Source organism: Pseudoalteromonas sp. CR1 (assembly GCF_019392235.1).
Lineage (GTDB): Bacteria > Pseudomonadota > Gammaproteobacteria > Enterobacterales > Alteromonadaceae > Pseudoalteromonas.
Genome location: NZ_JAHXRM010000444.1, coordinates 1 through 252 on the forward strand (window position 1 = coordinate 1; position 252 = coordinate 252).

A 252-nucleotide genomic window follows, 5' to 3' on the forward strand; every position below is an offset into this window, starting at 1 on the left:
GGTTGCAGGGCGACGTCCAACGGTTGGCGCACCATGATGTACCAGGTCATTTTGGCATTCGATGGGCTAGGCACCGCCACCGAGGCGGTGACATAGCCATTGCCCGTGGACCAGCCGGAGGGTGGGCTCAACTGGTTGGGCGGCAGGTGTTCGCCGGCGAGCAATTCCGGGTAAAGCACCCGGCCGACGAAGTCGACAATCAGCGCCTCGACCTCGGGGATCGCATCCTTTTGCATCACCGCGGAATTGACG

1 protein-coding gene is annotated in these 252 nt (G+C 62.7%); it reads right to left on the minus strand.

The window, feature by feature from the left end; genetic code table 11:
- Nucleotides 1-252, minus strand: a 252-nt coding sequence (locus KZZ04_RS20080; RefSeq protein ID WP_219424017.1) for a hypothetical protein, incomplete at both ends; no start/stop codon positions are given.